The following is a 17,520-nucleotide window of genomic DNA, read 5'->3' as shown; positions in this document are numbered from 1 at the left end:
GGCCGAACGTGAAACCAACTTCACGTTCGGCCCACCGGCCCCTAGCCCAGCCTGGCCATCCAGCCATGGGTGTCGGCGAAGGTCCCCCGCTGGATTCCGGTCAGCGTGTCGCGCAGCGCCATCGTCACCTCGCCGGGCTGGCCGTCGGCGACGGTGAACTCGGTGTCGCCGTACTTCACGTTCGAGACCGGGGTGATCACGGCGGCGGTGCCGCAGGCGAACACCTCGGTGATCTCACCGGCGGCCGCCTTCTTCTGCCACTCGTCGATGTCGATCTTGCGTTCCTCGACCGAGAATCCGGCGTCAATCGCCAACTGCAGCAACGAATCCCGGGTGATCCCCGGCAACAGCGAGCCGGACAGCTCCGGGGTGACCAACCGCGCCGACCCGCCGCTGCCGAACACGAAGAAGATGTTCATGCCGCCCATCTCCTCGACGAAGCGCCGTTCGACGGCGTCCAGCCACACCACCTGGTCGCACCCGTGCGCGGCGGCCTCGGCCTGCGCCAGCAGGGAGGCGGCGTAGTTGCCGCCGAACTTGGCCGCGCCGGTGCCGCCGGGGCTGGCCCGCACGTAGTCCGTCGACACCCACACCGTGACGGGGTTGATCCCGCCCTTGAAGTACGCCCCGGCCGGGGACGCGATCAGCAGGTACCGGTACCGCTTCGACGGCCGCACGCCCAGCCCGGGCTCGGTGGCGATCATGAACGGGCGCAGATACAACGCCTCCTCGCCGCCGGCGGCGGGAACCCAGGCCTTGTCGACGGCGACGAGCTGACACAGCGAGCCCATGAACAGTTCGTCGGGCAGCTCGGGCATCGCGAGCCGGCGCGCCGACGACCTCAGCCGGGCGGCGTTGGCCTCGGCGCGGAACGACACGACCGAGCCGTCCGCCCAGCGGTAGGCCTTGAGCCCTTCGAAGATCTCCTGCGCGTAGTGCAGCACGATCGCCGACGGGTCCAGCTCGATCGGGCCGTACGGCATGACGCGCGCGTTGTGCCAGCCCCGCTCGTCGTCGTAATCGATCGACACCATGTGGTCGGTGAAGTACTTGCCGAAACCGGGCTCGGCCAGGATGGCTTCGCGGTCCGCGTCGGACGTGGGGTTGGCCGAGCGCGAAACCGTGAACTCGAGGGAGCCGCTGGTCATGGGGCTGATTGTATATCCGCCTGCGACCGGGCTTTTCACCTGAACCTGCGGCATCACCGGGTTTTCGCTTCGACGAAGGGCGGCCGCACCACTTCGCATTCGGCGGCGCGCCCGCGGATGTCGACGGTGAGGTGCTGGCCGTCGTCGATCCCGGCGTCGGCGTCGATCAGCGCCAGCCCGATGCCGACTTGCAGCGTCGGGGAGAAGGTCCCCGACGTGGTGACCCCGACCGGCGTGTCGCCGGCGAGCACCGTCAGCCCGGGGCGCAGCACACCGCGGCCGACCATCCGTAGCCCGCGCAGCAGCCGCCGCGGCCCCACCGCCTTCTCCGCCAGCAGCGCGTCGCGGCCGAAGAAGGCGTCCTTCTTCCACCCGATCGCCCAGCCGCATCGGGCCTGCAGCGGCGAAATGTCCAGCCCCAGTTCGTGCCCGTGCAGCGGGTAGCCCATCTCGGTGCGCAGCGTGTCGCGGGCGCCCAGGCCGGCGGGCTCGCCGCCGGCGGCGCGGACCGCCGCGGCCAGCGCGTCGAACACCACGCCCGCGGAGTCCCACGGCGGCAGCAGCTCGTAGCCGTGCTCTCCGGTGTATCCGGTCCGGCATACCCGCACCGGCACGCCCGCGTAGGAGGCGTCGGCGTAACCCATGTAATCCATGCCGGTCGGCAGGCCCAGCTCGCCGAGCACCTCCGTCGAGCGCGGCCCCTGCACCGCCAGCACCGCGTAGGAGCGATGTTCGTTGGTGATGGTCAGCCCAGCGGAGTCAGCGGCCGCCCGCAGCGCCTCGACCACCGCGGCGGTGTTGGCCGCGTTGGGCACCAGGAAGATCTCGTCGTCGCTGACGTAGTAGGCGATCAGGTCGTCGATGACGCCGCCGGATTCGGTGCAGCACAACGTGTATTGCGCCTTGCCCGGACCGATGCGGCTCAAGTCGTTGGTAAGCGTGGAGTTGACGAATGCGGCCGCTCCCGGCCCACGGATCAACGCCTTACCGAGGTGGCTGACGTCGAACAGACCGACCGCGTTGCGGGTGGCGTTGTGCTCGCTGACGGTGCCGGCGTACGACACCGGCATCAGCCAGCCGCTGAACTCGGCGAAGCTGGCCCCCAGGTCGCGGTGGCGCTCTTCCAACGGGCCATGCTGTAGGTCATCGGTCACGACGATTCACCCTAATCGCGGGTGCTGGCACACTTGGGTGGGTGGTCGATTCCCCCGACTTCGAAGCGCTTGAGGCCGCCGGAATCTCTCGCGCGCGGGAGCGGGCCGACCTGATCAAGTACCTGGACGAACTCGGCTTCACCGCCGAGGAGATGGTGGAGGCCGAACGGCGCGGACGGCTGTTCGGGCTCGCCGGTGACGTCCTGCAGTGGTCGGGGCGCCCGATCCACACGATGGCGACCGCGGCCGAACAGCTCGGCCTCTCGCCCGAGGAGGTCGCCCAGGCGTGGGGTTTGCTCGGCCTGACCGTCGCCGGCCCCGACGTTGCGGTGCTGAGCCAGGCCGACGTCGACGCGCTGGCGACCTGGGTCGCCCTGAAGACGGTGGTGGGTGAGGACGGCGCGTCCGGAATGCTGCGGGTGCTCGGCGCCGCGATGGCCCGCCTCGCCGAGGCGGAGTCGACGGCGATCCGGGCCGGGACGCCGGACATCCAGATGACCTACACCAACGACGAGCTCGCCACGGCGCAGGCCTACCGGGCGGTCGCGGAGTTCGTGCCGAGGATTTCGGCGCTGATCGACGTCGTTCACCGCCACCACCTGACCAGCGCCCGTACCCACTTCGAGGGCGTCCTTCGCGACACCTCGGCGAGCGTGGTGTGCGGCATCGGTTTTGCGGATCTATCCGGCTTCACCGTGCTCACCCGCGCTCTGACCCCCGCGCAGCTTTCGGACTTGCTCAACGAGTTCGCCGGCACCGTGGCGGACGTGGTGCATCGCGACGGCGGCCGGGTGGTGAAGTTCATCGGCGACGAGGTGATGTGGGTGAGCGCGTCACCGGAACGCCTGGCCAGGGCGGCGGTCGACCTCGTCGACCATCCGCGGGCCCGCGAGGAGGGTCTGCAGGTCCGGGCCGGCCTCGCGTACGGCAGCGTGCTGGCGATCAACGGGGACTACTTCGGCGGCCCGGTCAACCTGGCGGCGCGTCTGGTCGGGGCCGCGTCCCCGTGCCAGATCCTGGCCGACTCGGCGCTGCACGAGCAATTGCCGGACTGGCCGGCCACGGCCCGTGGCCCCTTTGACCTCAAGGGTTTCGACGACCCCGTGATCGCCTTCGAGCTGCAGGCCGGGGGCGCCGCCGATCCCGGCGCGGGCCCCGCCGATTAGGGTAAAAGGCCGTGACCACCGATTTGAGCTATCAAGGCCCCGCCGTCAACGTCGCCGCGTCGCTGCCCAAACGGGCGGTGGGCTCGTCGGTATTGATCGTGCCGGTCGTCTCGACCGGCGACGAGGACAGGCCGGGCGCGGTGGTGGCCCCGGGTGGGTCGCCGCTGCCGGCCGACGCGGTCGCCGAAATCGAATCCGGCCTGCGGGCCCTGGAGGCCACCGGCGGCAGCGAGCAGGTCCACCGCCTGGTGGTGCCGTCGCTGCCGGTGTCCAGCGTGCTGGCGATCGGACTGGGTAAACCGCGACCCGAGTGGCCCGCCGACACGATCCGTCGGGCCGCCGGTGTGGCGGCGCGGTCGCTGGGCACCGCCGAGGCGGTGCTCCTCACGCTGCCCGGTGACTTCGACGCCGACGTCTGCTCGGCGGCCGTCGAGGGATTCATCCTCGGCAGCTACCGGTTCACCGATTTCCGCAGCGGCAAGACCGCGCCGAAAGACAAAGGGCTGCGCAAGATCACCGTGCTGTCGGCCGCGAAGGAGGCCAAAGCCGCCAGCGCCCACGGCGCGGCCGTGGCGACCGCGGTGGCCACCGCCCGCGACTTCGTCAACACGCCGCCGAGCCACCTGTTTCCCGCCGAATTCGCCAGGCGCGCAAGGTCACTGGGTGAGTCCGTGGGTCTCGAGGTCGAGGTGCTCGACGAGAAGGCGCTGCAGAAGGCGGGTTATGGCGGCGTGATCGGGGTCGGCCAGGGCTCGTCGAGGCCGCCACGGCTGGTGCGGCTGACCCACCGGGGGTCGAAGCTGGCCAAGAAGCCGAAGCAGGCGAAGCGGGTCGCGTTGGTCGGCAAGGGCATCACGTTCGACACCGGCGGCATCTCGATCAAGCCGGCGGCGTCGATGCACCACATGACCTCGGACATGGGCGGCGCGGCCGCGGTCATCGCCACCGTGGCGCTGGCGGCGCAGCTGCGGTTGCCGATCGACGTGATCGCCACCGTGCCGATGGCCGAGAACATGCCGTCGGGCACGGCGCAGCGTCCGGGCGACGTGTTGACGCAGTACGGCGGGATCACCGTCGAGGTGCAGAACACCGACGCCGAGGGCCGGCTGATCCTCGCCGACGCCATCGTGCGGGCGTGCGAGGACAACCCGGACTACCTGATCGAGACGTCCACGCTGACGGGCGCGCAGACGGTGGCGTTGGGCGCCCGCATCCCCGGGGTGATGGGCAGCGACGAGTTCCGCGACCGCGTCGCGGCGATCTCGCAGCGGGTGGGCGAGAACGGCTGGCCGATGCCGCTGCCCGACGAGCTCAAGGACGACCTGAAGTCGACCGTCGCGGACCTGTCCAACATCAGCGGGCAGCGCTTCGCCGGCATGCTGGTGGCGGGGGTGTTCCTGCGCGAATTCGTCGCCGAGGGCGTGGGCTGGGCGCACATCGACGTGGCCGGCCCGGCGTACAACACCAGCGGCCCGTGGGGCTACACGCCCAAGGGCGGCACCGGTGTGCCGACCCGCACCATGTTCGCGGTGCTCGAAGACATCTGCGAAAAGGGCTAGTGAACGGCTAGCGCCTTCCGGTCAGCAGCGAGAACACGGCGCGCTGCACCTGGCGGCGCGGCCAGCCGGTCGCGCCGTCGGCGGCCAGCGCGGCGTTGGCGGCGTTGCGCCCGCAGGCACCGTGCACCGAACCGCCCGGGGTCGCCGACGCGCTGCCCAGATAGAGCCCCTGCACCGGGGTTTCGGCGCGGCCCATGCCGGGCGCAGGACGGAAGATCAGCATCTGCTGCAATTGCGCGGTGCCGCCGTTGAGCGCACCCATGTGCAGGTTGGCGTCGCTGGCCTCCAGGTCCGACGGCCGTTGCACGAACCGCTCGACGACCGCCGAACCGAAGCCCGGCGCATGTTCCTCGATGACCCGCTCCACCGCTTCGGCGAGCCGGTCGGCCGACGCGTCGTCGGCGACATTGCGTGGCAAATGCGTGTAGGCCCAGACGCTTTCGGTTCCCTCGGGCGACCTGCTGGGGTCGGCCGTGGTGGTCTGTCCCAACAACATGAACGGATGCTCGGGCACCACCCGGGTGTTGAGGTCGGCCATCCAGCGGACCAGCCCATCGCCGTCGGCGCCCAAATGGACGGTGCCCACGCCGTGCAGATTCTCCGCCCGCCACGGAACCGGGCGGGCGAGCGCGTAGTTGACCTTCACCACCGGGGGATCCCACACAAAGTGCTCGAGGTCGCGTAACAGCTTGGGCGGCAAGGCATCCGCGGGCAACATGTCGCAGAACAGCCGCGGCGCCGTCACGTCGGCGACGACGGCCCGCCGCGCCGCAACCGTGCGCCCCTCTGCCGTAGTCACCCCCACCGCACGGCCGCCGCGCACCTCGATGCGGGACACGTTCTGATTGCACTCGATTCGCGCGCCCGCGGAGCGGGCGCGGTTGACCAGGGCGGCCGTCAACTGCCCGGAACCCCCGACCGGCACGGGCCAGCCGCAGTCTTGGGCCAGCATCGTCATCAGGAACCCCATGGCGCCGCTGATCGGGGCGTCCGGCGGGACGTCGGCGTGCATCGCGTTGCCCAACAGCATCACTCGCGGCGCCTCCCCGGCGAACAGCTCGCTGGCCATGGTGGTGGCCGGCTGCACCAGCAGCCGCGCCACCCGGAGCGCCTCGGAGGTCCCGAGCTTGGTCAGCAGCCGCATCAGCGGACGCACGGGTGGGAAGGGCGCCAACATCGCGTCGAGCAGCGGCGCCTTGATCCGCTGCCACAACTGGACTGCCCGCCACCAGTTGTCGCCGTCGGCCGGTTCCCGGCGCGCGAATTCCGTTGCCGTGCGGGCGGGGTCGTGGTAGACGACGGGCGGGTCGTCATCGGCCGCGCTGCGCGGATGTCCGACCACCGCGGGCGCGTGTGACCACCGCAGGCCGTGGTCTTCCAGCCCCAGCGCCGCGATCGCGGGTGAGGCCACCGTCATCGGGTAGTAGGAGCTGAACAGGTCGGTGATGTAGCCCGGCGTCAGCTCGGCGCTGCGCACCGCGCCGCCCGGTTCCGGCTGGGCCTCGAGCACCACCACGTCCCACCCGGCGTCGGCGAGCATCGAGGCGGCGACCAGCCCGTGGTGTCCCGCCCCGATGACGACGGCGTCGGCGGTGTCCCGCACGTTCATTTCACCTGGCTGGGCACCTTGCGCTCCGCCAGTGCCCCCAGCCGCCACAGGCACTCCTTGTTGCGCGGATAGGCCGCGGCCAACGCGAGCGAATCGGGGACGGCCCCCATCGGGCCTTCGACAGGCACCTCGATCATCTCCACCCGGCAGCCCTGCGGTGTCTCATGCAGCAGCATGGTGATCCGCGCGGCGCCCAGCGGCCCCAGGCGGGCGCAGAGCACGAGTTTGTGCGGCGGTTCGCTCTCCTCCACCACGGTCGCGTCGTTGATCACCAACGGCCAGATCCCGATCGAGTGCCGGATCGAGGAGCCGGGCTCCGGCCAGTTCGGATCGACCGCCCGCATGCGGCTGTTGCCCACCACCCACTGGGTGTAGGTCCACCCTTGCGCCAGGACTTCCCACACCCGCTCGCAAGGCGCGGCCACGTCCCGCGTCGCACTCAGCACCACGTCGCATCCCCTCTCGGCTATCGCGGCGGAATACCCAGGAATCGGGCGCTGTATCCGGTCAACTTCGCGTTTACCGGCCTCCCGCAGCGGCTAATCTCCCTCCGATCGAAAACCCGTACGAAGAAAGGCGAGATCGTGACGGTGCGACGGTTGATCCTCGGAGTGGGGGCCGTGCTTTTGCTGGCCGGCGTGATCGGGCTGCTGGCGCCGGTCTCGATTTCGGACGGCAACGGCCATTCGATCGGGTGCGGGAACGCCGTGGCCACGGACCTGTCCGCGGCCAGAAGCGCGAACAACAACAGCGTGGCGAACATCCCGATCCTCAACCAGGTCGTCCCGCACACCGATTACGTGGCGCAGTGCCAGTCCTCGGTGGGCAGCCGGCGCATGTGGTCGATCCCGCTGGCCGTCGTCGGGCTGATCGCGATCGGCGGGACGCTGCTGACTGGCCGCCAGGGCGCCGCGCGGACGGGCATCTAAAGGCGCGTCAGATCACCCGCATCCGCGCGAAGTTGCGCAGGCCTTGCGGCGCCAGGCGCGAAAGGCCGTACAGGGCATAGGCTTCCGGCGCCACCGGGCGAATCGGTTTCTTCTTCTGCACCGACGACAGGATTGCGTTGGCGACCTTGTCGGGGCCGTAGTGGCGTAGCGCGAACATCTTGCCCAGCTGGCCGCGCCGGCCGTCGACCTGTTCGCCCTTGCCCGCGGGAGCGTCGAACCGGGTGGTGTTGATGATGTTGGTGTCGATGACGCCCGGGCAGATCGTGGTCAGCCCCACCCCGGCGGCGTCGAGTTCGGCGCGCAGGCAGTCGGAGAACATGTAGGTCGCGGCCTTCGACGTGCAGTAGGCGTTCAGCGACTGCAGCGGCGCGTAGGCCGCCATCGACGACACGTTGACGATGTACCCGCCGGTGCCCCGCTCGACCAGCCGCCGCGCGAAGGACCGGCACCCGTTGACCACGCCGCCCAGGTTGACGTCGAGCACCCGGTCGAACTGTTCGGCCGGGGTGTCCAGGAATCCGCCCGCCTGCCCGATGCCGGCGTTGTTGACCACGATGTCGGGCACGCCGTGCTCGGCGCTCACCCGCTCGGCGAACGCCTCCACGGCCTGGGCGTCGGACACGTCCAGCACATAAGCATGCGCGACGCCGCCGCGGGTGGCGATCTCCGCGGCGGTGGCCTTGACGGCCGCTTCGTCGATGTCGCTGACGACCAGCTCGGCGCCCTCACGGGCGAACGCGAACGCCGTCTCGCGGCCGATTCCGCTGCCGGCGCCCGTGACCGACACCAGGGTGTCGCCGAAGGCCCCGCGGGGACGCCCGACCTGCGCGCGCAGCAGCGCGCGGCTGGGCGGCTTGCCCTCGGCGAGATCGGCGAAGTCGTGCACGGCCGCGGCCATCACCTGGGGGTGCGACATCGGCGAGAAGTGACCGGCCCTGATGTCGCGCCGCCACAGCCGCGGCACGAAGCGGGGCGTGTGGTCATAGCCGTACGGGCGCACGTACTTGTCTCTGGTGTTGACGATCAACTGCACCGGCACGTCGACGACGTGGATGCCCTGCCCACGGCCGGCGAACGAGCGAAAGTAGTTGGCGGGATAGGTTTTCACCGAACGGGCGGCGTCCCGGGCCAGGCGGGGCGAGTGGTGGATCTGCTCGGCTGCGATGTTGTCCACCGCGTTTCGCCGAAGCGCCGGGATCGACAGCGTCAGGCGCAGGAGCAGCGGCGCGAGCACCGGGATCGAGAAGAAGATCATGTACGTCAGTCGCAGCGCCTGGCTGATGGCGCGGACGAAAGTGCGCGGGCGCCAGGGCGCCCGCAGACCGCTCAAGATGTAGTCGACCAGTTGGTCCTGGCTCGGTCCGGACACCGACGTGAACGTCGCGACCCGGTCCCCGGCGCCGGGCCGCTTGAGGTAGTGCCACACCCCCACCGAGCCCCAGTCGTGGGCGAGCACGTGCACGGGCCGGCCTGGGCTCAGCTCGCCGGTCACCGCGGCGAAGTCGTCGGCGAACCGGTCCATGGTGTACGCCGACACCGGCTTGGGGGCCGAGGATTGACCGACGCCGCGATTGTCGTAGCGAAGGATGCGAAACCGGTCGGCCAGCAGCGGCACGACGCCGTCCCACAGCACGTGCGAGTCGGGGAAGCCGTGCACCAGCACGACGGTGGGGCCGTCGGGGTTGCCCTCTTCGAAGACCGCGATTCGCGCGCCGTCGGCGCTGTCGACGAAATGCTGGGCTAGCGGTTGTGTTGCCGGCACCGGTACCTCCCCGCTTCAAGTGCAGTGGCCACACCGTAGCAAGGGCGTTCCGGCCGTCCCGGCAACCGCGCGCGGTCCGCCCTGGATGTGTGCCGGCGCGGACGCAGTGACAGGATAGTTTTGGATAGCTGCTCCGAACGGCTAGCGAGATGTTCGACCCGCCCCCGACCCACGAGCGATCGAGGAGTCAAAACGATGGCCTTCTCCGTCCAGATGCCGGCACTCGGTGAAAGCGTCACCGAGGGGACGGTCACCCGCTGGCTCAAGCAGGAAGGCGACACGGTCGAACTCGACGAACCCCTCGTCGAGGTGTCCACCGACAAGGTCGACACCGAAATCCCCTCGCCCGCGGCCGGTGTGCTGACCAAGATCGTCGCCCAGGAGGACGACACCGTCGAGGTGGGCGGCGAGCTGGCCGTCATCGGCGACGCGGCGGAGAGCGGCCCCGGGGGCGGTTCAGAGGGTGGCGGATCCGAGGCGGCGCCGCAGGCGCCGAGCCAGCCGGAGCCGCAGGCCGAGTCCGCCCCGCCGGCCCAACCGGAGCCCGAGGCGCCGGCCCAACCGGAGCCCGAGGCGCCGGCGCCGGCCCAGCCGGAGCCCGAACCCGAGCCCGCCCAGCAGAGTTCCGGTGGCGGCGACGCCACCCCGGTGTTGATGCCCGAGCTCGGCGAGTCGGTTACCGAGGGCACGGTCACCCGCTGGCTGAAGAAGGTCGGCGACTCGGTCGGAGTTGACGACGCGCTGGTGGAGGTGTCGACCGACAAGGTGGACACGGAGATCCCCTCCCCGGTCGCCGGCGTCCTGATCAGCATCACCGCCGAGGAGGACGCCACCGTCCCGGTCGGCGGGGAGCTGGCACGGATCGGCAGCGGTTCGCAGGCCGCGGCCGCTCCCACCCCGCCGCCCGCTCCCAAACCGGAACCCAAGCCGGAGCCCGCACCCGAACCACCCAAGGCCGAGGCGAAGCCCGCACCCCAGCCGGTTTCGCAGCCCGAGCCGGCGCCGAAAACTCAACCGGCGCAGGCACAACCGGCCGCCGAGTCCGGCGGCGCCGGCACGAACGGCGCGCCGTACGTGACCCCGCTGGTGCGCAAGCTGGCCACCGAGCACGACATCGACCTGGCCGGGATCACCGGCACCGGTGTCGGTGGCCGCATCCGCAAGCAAGACGTGCTCGCCGCGGCGGAGGAAAAGCAACGCCAGAAGCAGCAGGCCCAGAAGGCGCCTGCAGCGGCGGCGCCTGCGGTTGACGGCAAGGCCGCCCCAGCCCCGGCGGCAGCGCCGACGCCCGCTCCGGCGCTGGCGCACCTGCGCGGCACCACGCAGAAGGCCAGCCGGATCCGCCAGCTCACCGCCAAGAAGACGCGCGAATCGCTGCAGGCCACCGCGCAGCTCACCCAGACGCACGAGGTCGACATGACCCGGATCGTCGGGCTGCGGGCCAGGGCGAAGTCGGCGTTCGCCGAGCGCGAGGGGGTCAATCTGACCTTCCTGCCGTTCATCGCCCGGGCGGTGATCGACGCGCTGAAGGTCCACCCCAACATCAACGCGAGCTACGACGAAGACTCCAAGGAGATCACCTACTACGACGCCGAGCACCTCGGCTTCGCCGTCGACACCGACCAGGGCCTGCTCTCCCCCGTCGTCCACAACGCCGGCGACCTCTCGCTCGCCGGGCTCGCCCGGGCGATCGCCGACATCGCCGCGCGCGCCCGCTCGGGCGACCTCAAACCCGACGAGCTGTCCGGTGGCACCTTCACCATCACCAACATCGGCAGCCAAGGGGCGTTGTTCGACACCCCGATCCTGGTTCCGCCGCAGGCCGCCATGCTGGGCACGGGCGCCATCGTGAAGCGGCCCCGGGTGATCGTCGACGAGTTCGGCAACGAGTCCATCGGCGTCCGCTCCATCTGCTACCTCCCGCTGACCTATGACCATCGGCTCATCGACGGCGCGGACGCCGGACGCTTCCTCACCACGATCAAGAACCGGCTGGAAGAGGGCGCGTTCGAGGCCGACTTGGGTCTTTAGGAGGGCTGCCGAACCGTGGCCAAGCCCGTCATCGCCATAGCGGGGTCGTCCGGGCTGATCGGATCCGCCTTGACCGCGGCGCTGCGTGCGGCCGACCACCGGGTGCTGCGGATCGTGCGCCGGGCGCCGTCGAATTCCGACGAGTTGCACTGGAACCCCGAGAGCGGCGAATTCGACGTCGACGCGATCGGCGACGTCGACGCCGTCGTCAACCTGTGCGGCGTCAACGTCGGCCAGCGGCGCTGGTCGGGCGCCTTCAAGCAGAGCCTGCGGGACAGCCGCATCGCCCCCACCGAAGTCCTGGCGCACGCCGTGGCCGAGGCCGGGGTGCCGACCCTGGTCAACGCCAGCGCGGTGGGCTACTACGGGGACACCAAGGACCACGTGGTCGACGAAAACGACCGGGCGGGAAAGGGTTTCCTCGCCCAGCTGTGCGAGGACTGGGAAGCAGCCACGCTGCCGGCTCAGTACGGCGGCGCCCGCGTGGTGCTGGCCCGCACCGGGTTGGTCTTCTCCCCCGCCGGCGGTGCGTTGGGGCGGTTGCGGCCGTTGTTCCGGACGGGTCTGGGAGCCCGGCTGGGCAGCGGCCGTCAATACATGTCCTGGATCACCCTGGAAGACGAGGTGCGAGCGTTGCTGTTCGCCATCTCCAACCCGGCGTTGTCCGGTCCGGTGAACATGACCGGGCCCGCCCCGGTCACCAATGCCGAATTCACCACCGCGTTCGGCCGGGCGGTGAACCGACCGACCCCCTTGATGTTGCCGGGCTTCGCGGTGCGGGCCGCGCTCGGCGAGTTCGCCGACGAGGGTGTGCTCATCGGCCAGCGCGCCATCCCGTCGGCGTTGGAGCGGGCGGGTTTTCAGTTCCACCACAACACGATTGGCGAGGCGCTCGGCTACGCCACCGCCCGGCGCGACCACGACTAGGCGATCGCGAGCGCGGCGAAGCCGGGCGAAGCGGGTCGCCGTCATCAGGTCTAGCGGCGATCGCGAGCGCGGCGAAGCCGGGCGAAGCGGGTCGCCGTCAGGTCTAGCGGCGATCGCGAGCGCGGCGAAGCCGGGTCCCGGCCCGCGGGAGGATCGCCCGGCGAGTACCGTCGCGAACGTGATCGATTCCATCCGGTCCAGCCGGGAGGCGATCGACGTTCGCCAGCTCGGAACCGTCGATTACCGCACCGCGTGGCAGCTGCAGCGTGAGCTGGCCGACGCCAGGGTCGGCGGCGGCAGCGACACCCTGCTGCTGCTCGAGCACCCGCCGGTCTACACCGCCGGGCGGCGCACCGAGCCGCACGAGCGTCCGCTGAACGGCACCCCCGTCGTCGACACCGACCGCGGCGGCAAGATCACCTGGCACGGGCCGGGGCAACTGGTCGGCTATCCGATCATCGGCCTGGGCGAACCACTCGACGTGGTCAACTACGTTCGACGCCTCGAGGAGGCGCTGATCAAGGTGTGCGGCGACCTGGGGCTGGAGACGTGTCGGGTGCACGGCCGGTCCGGGGTGTGGGTGCCGGGCGACCGATCCTCCCGAGGCCGGCCCGACCGCAAGGTCGCGGCCATCGGCGTCCGGGTGTCGCGCGCGACCACGCTGCACGGGTTCGCGCTCAACTGCGACTGCGACCTGGGCGCCTTCACCACGATCGTGCCGTGCGGCATCACCGACGCCGGCGTGACGTCGTTGTCGGCCGAGCTGGGCCGCCCGGTGCTGGTCGACGACGTCCGCGCCGCCGTCGCCGACGCCGTCAGCGACGCCCTCGACGGCGCCCTACCGGTCCGGGAACACCCCGGCACCCGCGTAGCATCGGCCATGTGACTGTCGCACCCGAAGGACGCAAGCTGCTGCGCCTCGAGGTCCGCAACGCGCAAACCCCGATCGAGCGCAAGCCGCCGTGGATCAAGGTCCGCGCCCGGATGGGCCCCGAGTACACCCAGCTCAAGGGCCTGGTCCGGCGCGAGGGGCTGCACACGGTCTGCGAAGAGGCCGGCTGCCCCAACATCTTCGAGTGCTGGGAGGACCGGGAAGCCACCTTCCTCATCGGCGGTGACCAGTGCACCCGCCGCTGCGACTTCTGCCAGATCGACACTGGAAAGCCCGCCGCGCTGGACCGCGACGAGCCCAGGCGCGTCGCCGACAGCGTGCGGACCATGGGACTGCGCTACGCCACCATCACCGGGGTGGCCCGCGACGACCTGCCCGACGGTGGGGCCTGGTTGTACGCCGAGACCGTGCGCGCGATCAAAGAGCTCAACCCGTCGACCGGCGTCGAGCTGTTGATCCCGGACTTCAACGGCGAGCCCGCGCGCCTCGCCGAGGTGTTCGGATCGCGCCCGGAGGTGTTGGCGCACAACGTCGAAACCGTGCCGCGCATCTTCAAACGGATCCGGCCGGCCTTCACCTACCAGCGCAGCCTGGACGTCATCACCGCGGCGCGCGACGCCGGGCTGGTCACCAAGAGCAATCTCATCCTCGGCCTCGGCGAAACCCCCGACGAGGTGCGCACCGCCCTCGCCGACCTCCGGGGGGCCGGCTGCGACATCGTCACCATCACCCAATACCTGCGTCCGTCGACGCGTCACCACCCGGTCGAGCGCTGGGTGCGGCCGGAGGAGTTCGTCGAGTTCGCCCGGCACGCCGAGGGTCTGGGGTTCGCCGGGGTGCTGGCCGGGCCGCTGGTCCGGTCGTCCTACCGGGCGGGCCGGCTATACGAGCAGGCCGCGCGCACCCGCGCCTGAGAAGGCCCCGACGCCGTAGGCGCAGTTGTCCGCGATCCCGGTACGTATTCTTTGACTATGGCTAAACCCCGCACCGCCGCTGAGAACAAGGCCGCCCGGGCGCAGGCGCAGGCCGCGCGCAAGGCCGCGGCGAAGGAGCGCCGCGCCCAGTTGTGGCAGGCGTTCAATTTGCAGCGCCGCGAGGACAAGCGGCTGCTGCCCTACATGATCGGTGTCTTCGTGCTGATCGTGGCCATCTCGGTGGCCGTCGGCGTGTGGGCCGGCGGGCTGACGATGATCACCCTGATCCCGCTGGGCGTGGTGCTGGGCGCGCTGGCGGCCTTCATCGTTTTCGGCCGCCGCGCCCAGAAGAGCGTCTACAGCAAGGCCGAGGGCCAAACCGGCGCGGCCGCATGGGCTTTGGACAACCTTCGGGGCAAGTGGCGGGTGACACCCGGGGTCGCCGCGACCGGCCACCTGGACGCGGTCCACCGGGTCATCGGCCGGCCGGGCGTCATCTTGGTGGCCGAAGGTTCGTCGTCCCGCGTCCGCCCGCTGCTGGCCCAGGAGAAGAAGCGCACCGCGCGGCTGATCGGCGACGTGCCGATCTACGACCTCGTCGTCGGCAACGGCGACGACGAGATTCCGCTGTCCAAGCTGGAGCGCCACCTCAACCGGCTGCCGGCCAACATCACGGCCAAGCAGATGGACACGTTGGAGTCCCGCCTGGCTGCGCTGGGGACGCGTGCCGGCGCCGCCGTCCTGCCCAAGGGGCCGCTGCCCAACGCCGGCAAGATGCGCGGTGTGCAGCGCAGCGTGCGGCGGAAGTAACGCGGCGAAGCCGGGGCGCCGGGGGTCGCCGCCATTGACCTCAGCGGCGATCCCAAGCGCGGCGAAGCGGGCGCCGGGGGTCGCCGCCATTGACCTCAGCGGCGCACCACCGCCGTTGCGGTCAGCCGGTCCTGCAGGCCGCGACCGTCCCAGTCGGTGAACAACGCGGGGACGACGGTGCCGACGAGCACGCCCCGCACCACCGCCCGGACGATCCCGACCGAAGGGTGACCATCGACCGTCACCACCTGCAGGCCCAGCACCAGCTGGCCGGGGGTGAAGCTGAACAGCCGCACCGAGACGACGCCGAGCACGAACCAGACGGCCAGCACCGCCGTCGCCAACGTGTGTTCGGAGAACACACCGAAGCGCATGGCCAGCGCCGCCAGGCCGTAGGAGATCAGCCAGTCGATCATCAGCGCGCCCAGCCGGCGTCCCATCGGGGCCAGGGAGCCCGGTCCGCTTTCCGGCAGGCCCAGCCTCTCGCCGGGGTAGGCGGAGCGCGGTTCCGGCGTCATCGGCGCAGACCGGCGTTCGGCTCCCCCGTCCGCGCGGTGCGCAACGGACAGAGAACGCTGCGCCGGGCTGCCGGAACGGATACGATCTTGCGATCCATGGCCCCACAATAGAACCCGCCGCCGACCCCACCTGTTCGGTGGACGACATCGGTCGCGTAACCTGCGCGCAACACGGGGTTGACTGGCGGGCAACATCTGCTCCATAGCGTCAGGCCGCGGATCTCACCAAGTAAAGGAGCATCTCTGTGACGGAAACGACGCCCGACGACGTCTTCAAACTCGTCAAGGACGAGAACGTCGAGTTTGTCGACGTCCGGTTCTGTGACCTGCCGGGCATCATGCAGCACTTCACGATTCCGGTTTCGTTTTTCGATGAGAGCGTCTTCGAGGACGGCCTGGCCTTCGACGGCTCGTCGATTCGCGGATTCCAGTCCATCCACGAATCCGACATGCTGCTCCTTCCCGACCCCGCGACGGCGCAGATCGACCTGTTCACCGAACACAAGACGCTGAACCTGAACTTCTTCGTGCACGACCCGTTCACCCTCGAGCCGTACTCGCGCGACCCGCGCAACATCGCCCGCAAGGCGGAGAACTACCTGATCAGCACCGGCGTCGCCGACACCGCCTACTTCGGCGCCGAGGCCGAGTTCTACATCTTCGACTCGGTGAGCTTCGACTCGCGCACCAACGGCTCGTTCTACGAGGTCGACGCGATCTCGGGATGGTGGAACACCGGCGAGCCGACCGAGAACGACGGCAGCCCCAACCGCGGCTACAAGGTCCGCCCCAAGGGCGGCTACTTCCCGGTCGCCCCCGTCGACCACTACGTCGACCTGCGCGCCGACATGCTCTCCAACCTGATCAAGGCCGGCTTCAGCCTGGAGAAGGGCCACCACGAGGTGGGCACCGGCGGGCAGGCCGAGATCAACTACAAGTTCAACACGCTGCTGCACGCGGCCGACGACATGCAGTTGTACAAGTACATCGTCAAGAACACCGCCTGGCAGGCCGGCAAGACCGTGACCTTCATGCCCAAGCCGCTGTTCGGCGACAACGGGTCCGGCATGCACACCCACCAGTCGCTGTGGAAGGACGGCAGCCCGCTGATGTACGACGAGACCGGGTACGCCGGGCTGTCGGACACCGCCCGCCACTACATCGGCGGCCTGTTGCACCACGCCCCGTCGCTGCTGGCCTTCACCAACCCGACCGTCAACTCCTACAAGCGACTGGTCCCGGGTTACGAGGCGCCGATCAACCTGGTCTACAGCCAGCGCAACCGCTCGGCCTGCGTGCGCATCCCGATCACCGGCAGCAACCCGAAGGCCAAGCGGCTGGAGTTCCGTTGCCCCGACTCGTCAGGCAACCCGTACCTGGCGTTCTCGGCGATGCTGATGGCCGGGCTGGACGGCATCAAGAACAAGATCGAGCCGCAGGCCCCGGTCGACAAGGACCTCTACGAATTGCCGCCGGAGGAGGCCGCCAACATCCCGCAGGCGCCCACCCAGCTGTCCGCGGTGATCGACCGGCTGGAAGAGGACCACGAATACCTCACCGAGGGTGGCGTTTTCACGCCTGACCTGATCGAGACGTGGATCAGCTTCAAGCGCGAGAACGAGATCCTGCCGGTCCAGATCCGGCCGCACCCCTACGAGTTCGCGCTCTACTACGACGTCTAAGTCGAGGGGCATTCGCTAGACGACACCACCCGCGCCGCGATCGCATCGCCGATTGCCGCGCGGGTGGTTTCGTCTGTGCGGATCTGCCAATGACTCCGCCGGGCCGAGCCTCCTGCTGCTGGTGCCGGCCGACCCAAAACCTAGCCGTCGCAACGCAAACGGCCCGCGCGACGGGACGCCTTTAGGGCACTGGTCCGTTCGTCGAGGCCAGCACAAGGCGCTCGCCGACGCCGGATGTTCAGATAAAAACTCTTGCGGCGGCTACGAATTCCGCGTTAGCGTTTCGGCCATGACTATCAGCACCGCACAAGCAATGGTCGGGGGCGGCGGCGTGGGCGGTGGCGGCGGATTCGTCGGCGGCGGCGGCGGCTTCGTCGGCGGTGGCGGCGGCTAACCGA

15 protein-coding genes are annotated in these 17,520 nt (G+C 70.1%); 9 read left to right on the top strand and 6 right to left on the bottom strand.

Features of this window, described 5'->3' with window-relative positions:
• Positions 1 to 41: 41 nt before the first annotated feature.
• Together C1737_RS03790 and gcvT are read right to left on the bottom strand one after the other, a co-directional pair.
• Positions 42 to 1,148 (bottom strand): branched-chain amino acid aminotransferase, encoded by a 1,107-nt coding sequence (locus tag C1737_RS03790; protein ID WP_067920702.1) that lies wholly within the window; start codon positions 1,146 to 1,148, stop codon positions 42 to 44.
• A 53-nt stretch (positions 1,149 to 1,201) separates the two neighbouring features.
• Complete coding sequence (gene gcvT / locus C1737_RS03785; RefSeq protein WP_369807515.1) at positions 1,202 to 2,308, bottom strand: glycine cleavage system aminomethyltransferase GcvT; 1,107 nt, start codon at positions 2,306 to 2,308, stop codon at positions 1,202 to 1,204.
• A gap of 35 nt (positions 2,309 to 2,343) precedes the next feature.
• On the opposite strand from gcvT, the gene C1737_RS03780 reads away from it, so the two are divergent.
• Both C1737_RS03780 and C1737_RS03775 read left to right on the top strand, forming a co-directional pair.
• Positions 2,344 to 3,468 carry an adenylate/guanylate cyclase domain-containing protein gene (locus C1737_RS03780; RefSeq protein WP_068093038.1) on the top strand — a complete coding sequence of 375 codons (1,125 nt, stop codon included), beginning with the start codon at positions 2,344 to 2,346 and terminating at the stop codon, positions 3,466 to 3,468.
• Between the two features lie 11 nt (positions 3,469 to 3,479).
• Positions 3,480 to 5,027, top strand: coding sequence for a leucyl aminopeptidase (locus C1737_RS03775; RefSeq protein ID WP_102417279.1), 1,548 nt, complete (start codon positions 3,480 to 3,482; stop codon positions 5,025 to 5,027).
• Positions 5,028 to 5,034: 7 nt separating this feature from the next.
• On the opposite strand, the gene C1737_RS03770 is transcribed toward C1737_RS03775, so the two are convergent.
• Complete coding sequence (locus C1737_RS03770; RefSeq protein ID WP_102417278.1) at positions 5,035 to 6,636, bottom strand: NAD(P)/FAD-dependent oxidoreductase; 1,602 nt, start codon at positions 6,634 to 6,636, stop codon at positions 5,035 to 5,037.
• Complete coding sequence (locus tag C1737_RS03765) at positions 6,633 to 7,082, bottom strand: SRPBCC family protein (RefSeq protein ID WP_068093080.1); 450 nt, start codon at positions 7,080 to 7,082, stop codon at positions 6,633 to 6,635. The genes C1737_RS03770 and C1737_RS03765 overlap by 4 nt, the downstream gene beginning before the upstream one ends.
• Positions 7,083 to 7,220: 138 nt before the next feature.
• Here C1737_RS03765 and C1737_RS03755 point away from each other — a divergent pair, with 138 nt between their 5' ends.
• The gene (locus tag C1737_RS03755) at positions 7,221 to 7,565 is read left to right on the top strand and encodes an aminopeptidase (protein WP_067920693.1); all 345 of its coding nucleotides are present in this window, start codon (positions 7,221 to 7,223) and stop codon (positions 7,563 to 7,565) included.
• Between the two features lie 7 nt (positions 7,566 to 7,572).
• On the opposite strand, the gene C1737_RS03750 is transcribed toward C1737_RS03755, so the two are convergent.
• The gene (locus tag C1737_RS03750) at positions 7,573 to 9,348 is read right to left on the bottom strand and encodes an SDR family oxidoreductase (RefSeq protein ID WP_102417277.1); all 1,776 of its coding nucleotides are present in this window, start codon (positions 9,346 to 9,348) and stop codon (positions 7,573 to 7,575) included.
• A 195-nt stretch (positions 9,349 to 9,543) separates the two neighbouring features.
• On the opposite strand from C1737_RS03750, the gene sucB reads away from it, so the two are divergent.
• From sucB to C1737_RS03720, 5 genes are all read left to right on the top strand, one after another.
• Positions 9,544 to 11,379: a 2-oxoglutarate dehydrogenase, E2 component, dihydrolipoamide succinyltransferase gene (sucB, locus tag C1737_RS03745; protein ID WP_102417276.1), complete on the top strand. Its 1,836-nt coding sequence runs from the start codon at positions 9,544 to 9,546 to the stop codon at positions 11,377 to 11,379.
• Positions 11,380 to 11,394: 15 nt separating this feature from the next.
• The gene (locus tag C1737_RS03740; protein ID WP_067924755.1) at positions 11,395 to 12,306 is read left to right on the top strand and encodes a TIGR01777 family oxidoreductase; all 912 of its coding nucleotides are present in this window, start codon (positions 11,395 to 11,397) and stop codon (positions 12,304 to 12,306) included.
• Positions 12,307 to 12,484: 178 nt separating this feature from the next.
• Complete coding sequence (gene lipB / locus C1737_RS03730; protein WP_102417275.1) at positions 12,485 to 13,192, top strand: lipoyl(octanoyl) transferase LipB; 708 nt, start codon at positions 12,485 to 12,487, stop codon at positions 13,190 to 13,192.
• Positions 13,189 to 14,112, top strand: a complete 924-nt coding sequence (gene lipA / locus C1737_RS03725; protein WP_068051389.1) for a lipoyl synthase — start codon at positions 13,189 to 13,191, stop codon at positions 14,110 to 14,112. Before lipB ends, lipA begins: the two co-directional genes overlap by 4 nt.
• Positions 14,113 to 14,169: 57 nt before the next feature.
• A complete protein-coding gene (locus C1737_RS03720) occupies positions 14,170 to 14,922 on the top strand; it encodes a DUF4191 domain-containing protein (RefSeq protein ID WP_067924761.1) in 753 nt (250 codons plus the stop codon).
• A gap of 95 nt (positions 14,923 to 15,017) precedes the next feature.
• Here C1737_RS03720 and C1737_RS03715 read toward each other — a convergent pair whose 3' ends face one another.
• The gene (locus C1737_RS03715) at positions 15,018 to 15,440 is read right to left on the bottom strand and encodes an RDD family protein (protein WP_068093008.1); all 423 of its coding nucleotides are present in this window, start codon (positions 15,438 to 15,440) and stop codon (positions 15,018 to 15,020) included.
• 245 nt (positions 15,441 to 15,685) lie between these two features.
• Between C1737_RS03715 and glnA the strand changes: the two genes are divergently transcribed.
• Positions 15,686 to 17,122, top strand: coding sequence for a type I glutamate--ammonia ligase (gene glnA, locus C1737_RS03710; protein ID WP_007170851.1), 1,437 nt, complete (start codon positions 15,686 to 15,688; stop codon positions 17,120 to 17,122).
• Positions 17,123 to 17,520: the final 398 nt, after the last annotated feature.

The sequence above is a fragment of the Mycobacterium sp. 4858 genome, from assembly GCF_900240975.1.
Taxonomy (GTDB): domain Bacteria; phylum Actinomycetota; class Actinomycetes; order Mycobacteriales; family Mycobacteriaceae; genus Mycobacterium.
This window is presented reverse-complemented; position numbering and strand designations above follow the sequence as displayed.